The sequence below is a fragment of the Bacillus spongiae genome, assembly GCF_037120725.1.
Lineage (GTDB): Bacteria > Bacillota > Bacilli > Bacillales > Bacillaceae_K > Bacillus_CI > Bacillus_CI spongiae.
Window position 1 is genome coordinate 274,618 of sequence record NZ_JBBAXC010000004.1, and the last position, 10,307, is coordinate 284,924.

General features: G+C 36.8%; 12 protein-coding genes and 2 riboswitches. Of the genes, 4 read left to right on the top strand and 8 right to left on the bottom strand.

Annotation, left to right across the window (positions count from 1 at the left end):
- Positions 1 to 13: 13 nt before the first annotated feature.
- Positions 14 to 217, bottom strand: a complete 204-nt coding sequence (locus WAK64_RS07140) for a hypothetical protein (RefSeq protein ID WP_336586260.1) — start codon at positions 215 to 217, stop codon at positions 14 to 16.
- Positions 195 to 1,973, bottom strand: a complete 1,779-nt coding sequence (gene thiC, locus WAK64_RS07145) for a phosphomethylpyrimidine synthase ThiC (RefSeq protein WP_419465908.1) — start codon at positions 1,971 to 1,973, stop codon at positions 195 to 197. Before thiC ends, WAK64_RS07140 begins: the two co-directional genes overlap by 23 nt.
- A gap of 135 nt (positions 1,974 to 2,108) precedes the next feature.
- Positions 2,109 to 2,225: riboswitch (TPP riboswitch) on the bottom strand.
- Between the two features lie 198 nt (positions 2,226 to 2,423).
- On the opposite strand from thiC, the gene WAK64_RS07150 reads away from it, so the two are divergent.
- From WAK64_RS07150 to WAK64_RS07160, 3 genes are all read left to right on the top strand, one after another.
- Positions 2,424 to 2,633 carry a hypothetical protein gene (locus tag WAK64_RS07150; protein WP_336586262.1) on the top strand — a complete coding sequence of 70 codons (210 nt, stop codon included), beginning with the start codon at positions 2,424 to 2,426 and terminating at the stop codon, positions 2,631 to 2,633.
- A 37-nt stretch (positions 2,634 to 2,670) separates the two neighbouring features.
- Positions 2,671 to 2,925, top strand: a complete 255-nt coding sequence (locus WAK64_RS07155; RefSeq protein WP_336586263.1) for a DUF402 domain-containing protein — start codon at positions 2,671 to 2,673, stop codon at positions 2,923 to 2,925.
- Between the two features lie 189 nt (positions 2,926 to 3,114).
- Positions 3,115 to 3,669, top strand: coding sequence for a GNAT family N-acetyltransferase (locus WAK64_RS07160; protein ID WP_336586264.1), 555 nt, complete (start codon positions 3,115 to 3,117; stop codon positions 3,667 to 3,669).
- 168 nt (positions 3,670 to 3,837) lie between these two features.
- On the opposite strand, the gene WAK64_RS07165 is transcribed toward WAK64_RS07160, so the two are convergent.
- A complete protein-coding gene (locus tag WAK64_RS07165) occupies positions 3,838 to 4,269 on the bottom strand; it encodes a YlbF/YmcA family competence regulator (protein WP_336586265.1) in 432 nt (143 codons plus the stop codon).
- A gap of 1 nt (position 4,270) precedes the next feature.
- The gene (gene miaB / locus WAK64_RS07170; protein WP_336586266.1) at positions 4,271 to 5,815 is read right to left on the bottom strand and encodes a tRNA (N6-isopentenyl adenosine(37)-C2)-methylthiotransferase MiaB; all 1,545 of its coding nucleotides are present in this window, start codon (positions 5,813 to 5,815) and stop codon (positions 4,271 to 4,273) included.
- A 614-nt stretch (positions 5,816 to 6,429) separates the two neighbouring features.
- On the opposite strand from miaB, the gene resA reads away from it, so the two are divergent.
- Positions 6,430 to 6,966 (top strand): thiol-disulfide oxidoreductase ResA, encoded by a 537-nt coding sequence (gene resA, locus WAK64_RS07175; protein WP_336586267.1) that lies wholly within the window; start codon positions 6,430 to 6,432, stop codon positions 6,964 to 6,966.
- A 54-nt stretch (positions 6,967 to 7,020) separates the two neighbouring features.
- Here resA and WAK64_RS07180 read toward each other — a convergent pair whose 3' ends face one another.
- The 4 genes from WAK64_RS07180 to WAK64_RS07195 all read right to left on the bottom strand — a co-directional run.
- Positions 7,021 to 7,800: an energy-coupling factor transporter transmembrane component T family protein gene (locus WAK64_RS07180; protein WP_336586268.1), complete on the bottom strand. Its 780-nt coding sequence runs from the start codon at positions 7,798 to 7,800 to the stop codon at positions 7,021 to 7,023.
- Positions 7,784 to 9,217 (bottom strand): ABC transporter ATP-binding protein, encoded by a 1,434-nt coding sequence (locus tag WAK64_RS07185; protein ID WP_336586269.1) that lies wholly within the window; start codon positions 9,215 to 9,217, stop codon positions 7,784 to 7,786. The genes WAK64_RS07180 and WAK64_RS07185 overlap by 17 nt, the downstream gene beginning before the upstream one ends.
- On the bottom strand, positions 9,204 to 9,776 hold the full coding sequence (locus tag WAK64_RS07190) for an ECF transporter S component (protein WP_336586270.1): 573 nt from the start codon (positions 9,774 to 9,776) through the stop codon (positions 9,204 to 9,206). The genes WAK64_RS07185 and WAK64_RS07190 overlap by 14 nt, the downstream gene beginning before the upstream one ends.
- Positions 9,777 to 9,892: 116 nt before the next feature.
- A riboswitch (TPP riboswitch) is annotated at positions 9,893 to 9,999 on the bottom strand.
- Positions 10,000 to 10,218: 219 nt separating this feature from the next.
- A partial coding sequence (locus WAK64_RS07195) for an IS3 family transposase (protein WP_336586284.1) occupies positions 10,219 to 10,307 on the bottom strand: 89 nt, incomplete at its 5' end.

Genomic DNA, 10,307 nt, shown 5'->3' on the forward strand with positions numbered 1-10,307 from the left:
GTTTTTATCAACATTAATAATACTTACTTTCAGCAAAATGACATTTAACGCATTTTCTCATCACATAGGATTCCTTAAATACATGCCGACATGACTGTTGAATTTCTGAAAGCTGCTGTTCTAAATGCTTGATATTTTGCTGTAATAAAGAGATTTCTGCTTGCAAACACTCAATTTTTTTATCTTCGAATGAATTATTGGTAAATGGCTGACCCATTCTCAATAAACTCCTTCGATTTCTTATCCATTCCCTCTTTAATAAACTCGCTGTTTGTTTGTTCTCCTTCTTTTGCTTGTTTTCTAAGATCATGAGAAATTCTCATAGAACAAAATTTCGGCCCGCACATGGAACAAAAATGTGCGACTTTCGCTCCTTCAGCTGGTAGCGTTTCATCATGGTACTCTCTAGCACGATCAGGATCTAACGAAAGATTAAATTGATCGTTCCAACGAAACTCAAATCGAGCTTTGGATAACGCATCATCACGCTTCTGTGCACCAGGATGACCTTTTGCTAAATCGGCAGCATGTGCCGCTATTTTGTAGGCAATAACCCCTTGTCGAACATCCTCTTTGTTCGGTAGACCTAAATGTTCCTTCGGTGTCACGTAACAAAGCATCGCAGTTCCAAACCAACCAATCATCGCTGCTCCAATGGCTGAAGTAATATGATCATATCCCGGCGCAATATCCGTTGTTAATGGACCTAGCGTATAGAAAGGAGCTCCCTTACACACTTCTATTTCTCGGTCGACATTTTCTTTTATTTTATGCATTGGCACGTGGCCAGGCCCTTCAATCATGACTTGCACATCGTGTTTCCAAGCAATTTCTGTTAATTCTCCTAATGTATCAAGCTCAGCGAATTGTGAGTCGTCATTCGCATCTGCAATCGATCCCGGTCTTAAACCGTCCCCTAATGAAACCGAGATATCATACGTCTTTAATATTTCACAAATCTCTTCAAAATGAGTATAAAGGAAGTTTTCTTTATGGTGAGCAAGACACCACTGCGCCAGAATTGATCCTCCTCGGGAGACGATTCCCGTCGTGCGTTCAATCGTCATTGGAATATAACGCAAAAGTACTCCAGCATGGATCGTAAAATAGTCTACCCCTTGCTCTGCTTGTTCAATTAACGTATCTCGATACACTTCCCACGTTAAATCTTCAGCAATTCCATTCACTTTTTCAAGTGCTTGATAAATAGGAACGGTTCCAACTGGCACAGGAGAATTACGAATAATAAACTCTCGTGTGTTATGGATATTTTTACCTGTTGATAAATCCATTAGCGTATCAGTTCCCCAGTGAGTTGCCCATGTCATCTTTTCCACTTCTTCTTCAATGGAAGAGCTGACAGCTGAATTCCCAATATTCGCATTAATTTTCACGTGGAAATTACGACCGATAATCATTGGTTCACTCTCGGGATGGTTAATATTTGCTGGGATGATCGCGCGTCCTTCTGCTACTTCTTTACGGACAAATTCCACATCAAGATTTTCCCTAATGGCGATAAATTCCATTTCAGGGGTAATCTCTCCTTTACGAGCATAATGCATTTGGGTTACATTTTTTCCTTTGAGTCCACGTAGCGGATTACGATCTTTTCGATCAAACGATACTTGTTCATTTCCCGTCTTACTACGAATTCCATTATCTTCTGGTTTTACTTCTCTTCCACTATATTCCTCAACATCCTTACGTTCCAAAATCCATGATTTTCGTAATTCAGGAAGTCCTTTATGTATGTCCGGGATGAAATTCGGATCGGTAAATACACCACTTGTATCATATACTCTTATCGGTTCATTGTGAGCTGTCCCTGTTTCTGTCTCTGTTGGACTTAATTCTATTTCTCTCATTGGAACTTTAATGTCAGAGCGTGTCCCCTCTACATATACTTTTTTACTATTTGGGAATTGAGATTTAAATTCAATTCCTTCGTTTTCTACTTTTTTCAATCCAATTTCCTCCCTTATTGATTTTAACCTGGGCCTATATCAATATGAAGGTGAGGTATTTTTAAGCATAATAAAAACAAAAAATCGGGTTCTTTTTCAAGACCCGATGAAGTATGCACACGTGTACAAATAAATTTGTTCAAATTATGCTAACTACTTCCCTCCGCTGGTACAAGCCAGATCAGGTTCTAAGAGTCAAAGAACTTTATACGCGTACTTCTCTCAGTCCATGCTGAATGGACACCCCTAGTAGAATGATGATCAATATTCAATTTTCATTCATATTTAATCCTCACAAGTTTAACACTAGTTGGATTAATTGTAAATAGATTAAGTGAATTGATACTTTTTTCTTAAATATTGTGCCTTTCAACTATGTTACGATATAGATGAGCAGTTGTTCAGTTAACGAGGAGGAAAATAGAATAGTTTGAAAGGGTTATGGAGGAAATCATTATGGGTGAAGTAATACGTATAAAGGGGTTAAAGTACCCTAACGTTCAACATTATGAATGGGAAGGAGAACTTGTTTACAAAACACCAGAGTATGTAATAGTGCTTTGTAAACCTGGTAGAAAGTTCATACACTACTCGAGAGATACTACGTTTACCTTTCATAATACATCATTAGAATACTTTTCCCTCAAAGAAGGCTTTACCGACTGAAAATGGGAGCATTGTCTCCTATTACTGCAATGTTGCTTTGCCATCAATAATAAAAGGAAACGAACTATCTTTTGTTGATTTAGATTTAGATTTCGTAAAACCACAAAATGAGGATTGGCAAGTTATTGATGAAGAGGAGTTTGAAACAAATAGCATCAAATATAATTACCCTCTTGAGCTAAAGGAAGGTGCACTTCAGTCATTAGAAAAGATGAAATATAGTATTAAAGAAAAGAAATTTCCATTTAACGACTCAGTTTTGGAAAGGTTTAAATCCTTTCTTCCACTATAGGGAGCTTTTAGAACAAAACGATCATAGCATTCTGAAAAGCAGTGTCTATTTTTAGGCTATTAAAGTGAATATTAGAAACCCTAATTGAACTAAGGGAGTCGAACTTTCAGGTCATGATTCCTTTCGTTCAAATGCTATAGTAAAATAAATCTATCAAAATATTATAACAGGAAGTTCAGAGGTGTTTATTTGAATCAATTTGAGTATACTTTCGAAACCGAACGATTAATCGTAAGACCATTAAAGAAAGAGGACTACATAAACTGGTTGAATGAATTTAATAATCGACTCCCGTCCCAGAGTCCCCATGACGATGGAAAAATCGATATGAGTGAATGTACAATCGATTGGTTCCACCAATTGGTAGACAAGCATCAGCAATTAGCGATGGATGATATTGCCCACGTATTTGGTGTTTTTAGAAAAAAAGACGGTGTTCATGTAGGAATGGTGGATTTCTCTACTTTAGCCCGCATGCAATTTGACTGGGCGAGAATCGGCTATACGATCCATAACCAGTACTGGCAAAACGGCTACGGGAAAGAAGCAGTTAAAGCCGCACTTACCATCGCCTTTAAAGACTTAAAATTCCACCGAATTGAAGCGCATATTAATATAGATAATATACCGTCTATGAAGCTAGCAGAAAGTGCCGGAATGGCATTTGAATGTAAAAGAAAAGGCTTTATTTATGAAAATGATGAATGGACAGACCATTTAGTTTACTATGTAAATGCTAATTAAAAAAAGACCAAATCACAGGATGATTTGGTCTTTTTTACTATTATCTTGCCTATTTTGAGTTAAGAAGGGCAGCTTAATGATTCATTACGTAATGTGATTAGCTAAATTATTAAAGGTTCATTCCCCGTCTCATTCAGGCTTTATAGGAAACGATAACGAGTTTATTTCTTAAGAGCAACTTCCAGGAGCTGAATTTTCTACTTTTGAGCCTGTTTCTCCTCTTAGAAGATCTCCACCGGTTGATTTAATAATATTATCTGTGACTGAATTTGAGATTGTCGACGCGACCATCTGTAATAAGTCGTTTACATCCACTTGGGACTGTTTGAACTCTTGAACAACAGGTAGTGAATCTAACTCTGCTTGAATTTTGTCAATTTTCTCTTCGACCATTTTCTGTGCTTCTACTTTTCCATATTGCTGAAAATTAACTGCTTGCTTTTGTAGACTTTTAATACTTGCAATTTTTTCACTGATTTTTTGATTGGCGTTAATTTGCGCTTCTGCTCGTTTAAAGAAATCTACTTCTTCTGTGTCGGAAATCATGTTTGCTAACTCACGTGCACGTGCGATAATATCTTCTTTAGTGTATTTTGTCATGTTATTCCACCTCAACCGCTTTTAGTTCTTCAATCATTTCTCCGTTTAAAGACCATGTTTTTGCATCCGTAATCTTCACTTTAACAAGTTTCCCAATGCTTGTTTTCGGCCCTTTAAAATTAACAAGCTTATTCTTTCTTGTATAGCCAGCCAAAATTTCAGGATTATTTTTACTTTCGCCTTCAACTAGGACTTCGAGTACTTGACCCGTATAGTCTTTCATCGCTTCTGCTGATAATTCGTTAACGAGAGCATTTAAGCGTTGTAGACGCTCCTTTTTCACTTCCATTGGTACATTATCTTTCATTTTCGCCGCTGGTGTTCCTTCACGTGGTGAATAAATAAAAGTATAAGCCGTTTCAAATCCTACTTCACGGTATAAAGAAAGAGTCTCTTCAAATTGTTCATCTGTTTCATTCGGATAGCCTACGATAATATCTGTCGTAAGTGCTACATCTGGGATTGCTGCCTTAATTTTTCGGACAAGCTCTAAGAACTGCTCCCTTGTATATTTACGAGCCATTATCTTTAATACGTCCGTTGAACCAGATTGAACTGGAAGGTGAATATGCTCAACAAGATTTCCCTTCTTCGCAAGAACTTCAATTAAATGATCATCAAAGTCACGTGGATGACTTGTTGTAAATCGAACGCGAGGAATATCTATTTTCCGCATTTCATCCATTAAATCTCCAAGACCGTACTCTATATCTTCAAAATCTTTCCCATAAGCATTCACGTTCTGACCTAGGAGCGTAATCTCTTGATAGCCTTGGGCTGCTAAATGACGAACCTCTTGAATGATTTCTTCTGGACGACGACTGCGCTCTTTCCCGCGCGTATATGGCACGATACAATACGTACAGAATTTATCACATCCATACATAATATTTACCCATGCTTTAATATTCCCACGACGTACTTTCGGCAGGTTTTCAATGACGTCTCCCTCTTTTGACCACACTTCTATAACCATTTCTTTCCCCATATACGCATCTTTTAAAATATGAGGTAAACGATGGATATTATGTGTACCGAAAATCATATCGACATGCTGATGTTTTTGAAGAATCTTATTCACAACGGATTCTTCCTGAGACATACAACCACATACACCGATTAGTAAATCTGGCTTTTCACGTTTTAACGCCTTTAAGTGACCGATTTCACCGAACACTTTATTTTCTGCATTTTCACGAATGGCACAAGTATTGAGAAGAATGACGTCTGCATCCTCTGTCCCATTTGTCGCTTCATATCCAAGCGCCATAAAAATACCCGCCATTACTTCCGTGTCATGCTCGTTCATTTGGCAACCGTATGTGCGGATGTAAAACTTTTTCCCATTCCCAAGTCCTTCAAACTCATCAGGAATAGTAAAGTCACTGTGATAGTTTACTTTTTCTTTTCCGCGTTTTTTTGCATCTTTTAAAGATGGCGGAGTGTAGACTGATTCAAAATATTTACTATAATCCTTTTCGGATTTTTTGTCCGAAGAATTATTCTCTTTTAATCTTTGACTTTCTAAACGCTGCTGTTCGTTCATGAAAATCCCCTTTCTAACAAGATGAACATGCAATTGGTTCAATGTATTTTCTAACTAAATGCATACTGAGTCTAAGTATACGCATTAGTATAGTATAAAGGTTTTTAAAGGATTTCTCAATATACAGGGTGGATGTTCACTAGTTTGACAAACGACAAGCATAAAACAGCCTGTCATTTTCTAGTGAAGATTAATAGTACTCCTTAGAAATCGGTACGTGGGAGTTAAACGAGTCAATACGTAATCTAATTGGAAAAAATAAGTATGATGAGATATTATTCACTCCAGATTTTATAAAAAAGAGAGAAATATGATCAGACTCAACAACCATTTTTTTAAAATGGAAGGAATGTATTATAGATGATATTATTTACAAAATTACAAAAAAACTATTAACCTATTACTAGAAATACGTAGAAAGAAAAGGTAACATTACTTTTAATAAAACCGCTACCATTACATGCTTAGCAAATAATTCAGCCATGATCGTTTCTTGAGGGAAGATACTTTGATTGATAAACGATAGGAAACCTTGATTATGTAAAATAAAAGAGACCCTTTTCTTACTAATAATTTCTAATCGATCATCATGGAATTGAGAAAGGAAGCTCTTTTTGAAAAAAAATAAACGATTATGGATGAGAACCATTATACTAGCAATCCTTTTAAGTGCCGTAATCTATACACTCTATGGCAATTTAGTAGGAAAGGATTCGAAGCAAGTAGTGCAAGTTAATGACAAGGCTCCTGATTTTATTCTTCCAAAATTGAATGGAGAGGAACTAAAGTTAAGCGAATTTCGTGGAAAGGCTGTATTATTAAATTTCTGGGGCAGTTGGTGCGCTCCATGTAAAAAGGAAATGCCCGTAATTCAAGACGCCTATGATCAATATAAAGACCAAAACGTTGAAGTAATCACGATCAATGTTAATGAATCTGAACTAACGGTAAAAAACTTTTTTGAAAAGAACAATTTATCCTTGCCTGTCGTGATGGACAAAGATAGTGAAGTATATGACGCATATGGGATATATGTTCTCCCAACATCATTTTTTCTTCATCCTGACGGTACTGTTAATCGAGTATACAAAGGAGAAATCACAAGGGAAAACATGAGCAAATGGATGAATGAAATACTGCCTGAACAATAGATCTTATGATTAGGTAGTAATAAAACAAGACCAACTTGTGAACAAGTTGGTCTTTTATGACTTAACATTATCAACTGGAAAATACGCTACATTTTGGGTCAACAAATATATTGCAACCATCATGACCACAATATAAATGAAAAGGAAGGCATCATAACGGCTATACGATTGTTGATAATAATAGGTTCTTTTTTCATTGGTGAACCCTTTTGCTTCCATTGCAGCCGCAATACGATGCGCTTTACGAATACTTTGAGATAGTAGCGGGATACTATATGTTTTCATCGTAAAAAAGATCCCCTTTTTCACATTCGCTCCTCTAACGTACATCGCATTTCGCAAAGTATTAAATTCTTCTACAAATGTGGGAAGAAGGCGGATTCCTGCCATAAAACTATAGGCAAAAGTGGGCTTAAGCTTCCACTGTTGCATCATTGAATAAAATAACAAGACAGGTCTTGTCGTAAAGACAAAGATCAATCCTAATAAACCAAAATTAATGGCTCGTAACCCGATATGAATTCCTCGATAAAAACTTTCTGCTGATATTGAGATTAGCCCCCATTCAAACCAAATGGTCTCTCCTTTACCAAACATAATCATTGATATAGATGAAGTAAAAAAGACAAATAAGAATGGAAGGAGAAAGAGACCAATCATCCATAACCGTTGCCCTGATAAGAAAATCAGTGTCCCTAGTAAGAAAAAGAGTATATTTAGCTGGACATTTGGATTATGAATAAAAAGGATGAAAAAAAACAGCACAATCATGACCGCAAGCTTGAACGATGGATTACTATCGTGTAGCCACGTTTTTTTATGTGTCCAATCCATGCGTTTCTCCTCCTATTAACTTCCCTTCATCAATCTTCCATTCTCTGTCAGCAAAGTGTTTAACAATATGCCTGTCATGCGTAATCATGAGAATCGTCGTACCATGATGGCGTAGTTCTTCCAATGTTTCTAAAATCATAAAGGTATTATTCGCATCTTGTCCAAATGTTGGTTCATCAAGTAACAAGATGGACGGTTTATGAACAAGACTGCTAGCGATACTAAGGCGCTTTTTCTGCCCCATGGACAGCTGATAAGGATGCTGCTTTTCCATGCCCTCTAACCCAAATTGTCGAAGGAGCGATTGAATGGCTTCCTTTTCTTTCGTTGCAAGCGGTTGCTTGAAACGAAAAGCCATCTCATCCCATACTGTGTGGGTAATAAATTGATATTCTGGATTTTGAAACACAAAAGAAATCAACTGAGGTAAGTCTTTCTTCTTATGATGAGTTGTTCCTGCTAGCTCATAGTATCCCTTCGTCGGAATTAATTTCAGTAAACTATGAAAAAACGTACTTTTTCCCGCACCATTTTTCCCCGTTACCGCAATCCATTCAGATTTATTGACTTGTTCTTCGGTCACATGAATTTTTTCAACCTTTTTTCGAAATCCCCGAAAATCTTTCAATGAAATAATAGGTGTTGATGAACACAGCTTGGACGGTTGTTTTGTTTTAATATAATCTTCCCACACAGTAGAATGCCATATTCCATACTTCTGCAATTGCGCTTGATAAAGGTGAAGTTCATGTGGTCTGATCTCACTTTCAACGATTTCCCCATCCTCATTCATTAGTATAATACGATCAACAAAATCAAGAATATGTTCAATTTTATGTTCCACAATGACAACGGTTTTCTTAGAAGTCACTTGTTTCATCAATTGCCATAACTCGATTGTTCCTTCCTCATCAATCATCGCGGTTGGTTCATCTAAAAAGATAACTTCAGGATTAGTTGATAATACTGCCGCTGTACTTAGTCGCTGCTTCATCCCACCTGACAAGGAAGAAATAAGTGTATGCGAGGGCAAATGATCTAGTCCAACGCTTTTCAAAAGCTCTTGAATTCTCTCGCTCATTTCCTCAGGGGGACATTGGTAGTTTTCTAAGCCAAACGCTAGTTCTTCGTCCATAAAGGGCATACAAAACTGTGTATCTGGATCTTGAAACACGACTCCATTTTTTTCAGGAATCACGATGTTCTCTGCTTTAAAAGGAACTTCATATGATTTAGGAATAATGCCACTCATTAATTGTAGTAATGTTGATTTTCCGCAACCAGATGGACCGAGGAGGAGAACTTTCTCTCCTCGCTCGATACTTAAATCCAACCCTTCAAATTGCAAATCGGCTGAACCTGGATATTTCAGCCGAAGATTGTTTAATTCTATGATTTTATGATTAGAGTGACTCATAATCCTCTTTTGTCGCTCCTCTAATTAACGTTGTAACACCTGTTGCTTCTAATGCTTTGACTAGATAATAGGCTAATACTCCTGAGATAAGGATCGATCCAATGAAACGGAAAAGTAAAAATAGTGCTAAATTCCACCATACAAGTTCGTCAATATACCCTTTATAGAAATCCATAATGAAGCTTGCTAGACAAGAAGCGATAGCCGCTAAGGAAACCGTCATTAAGCTATAGCTCTTATATCGCAAAATGGCAAATACGGCTTCTGCAAACAACCCTTGAAGAAAACCATAAATTAATACTTCAAGTCCATATTCAGACCCCATAATTAATTCCCCTGAGGAGGCAGCCACCTCAGCTAGTAACGCAACACCTGCTTTACGAATAATTAAAAATGCTACGGTTGCTGCAATAAACCACATACCGTATAATAGTTGATCGACATGGAGTCCAAATGGCCCTAAACTCTCGTAAACTGGGCTCCATAAACGGTAAATAACCCCAAACACTAATGCAATCACAATCGTAATTAATATATCTGATAATTTCAGTTTAAACATGATGATACCTCCAACTTCTTTATTTTACTTACTCTTACATAAAATATGGTGTTCTTTTGCGCGCAAAAAAAAATCCCTCTGCTTCATTTGCGAGTGGATTTGATTCGATATAGTATGTACATCGTTATCCACTTCCCTCCGCCGGCACTAACCAGATCAGGTTCCAAGAGTCTTAAAGTCACACTTTAATCTCAGCCATTTATAGGCCCCCCCAGTGGTAAAACTTCATTATTAAATTGATATATCACAATCATTTTATCAAAGTTTAAAAAATAGTCAACCTATTCAGCCTTGATTTCTTTTAATAATAATTTTCAAAAAGTTTAATCGTTCGCACGCAAAACCATCCTATACCTTTAATGGGTTATTTTAACATAAATTCTCACTTATAATGAAAAAAGACCCTCGATCGGGTAGTGACCCCTGAAAGTTAGAGTTTTAGTTATACTGCTATTAGGTTGGTTTGAGTTCGGTATTGTACTGGACTTAAGCCAGCCAATTTTACTTTTATTCGGTCGTTATTATAGTAAT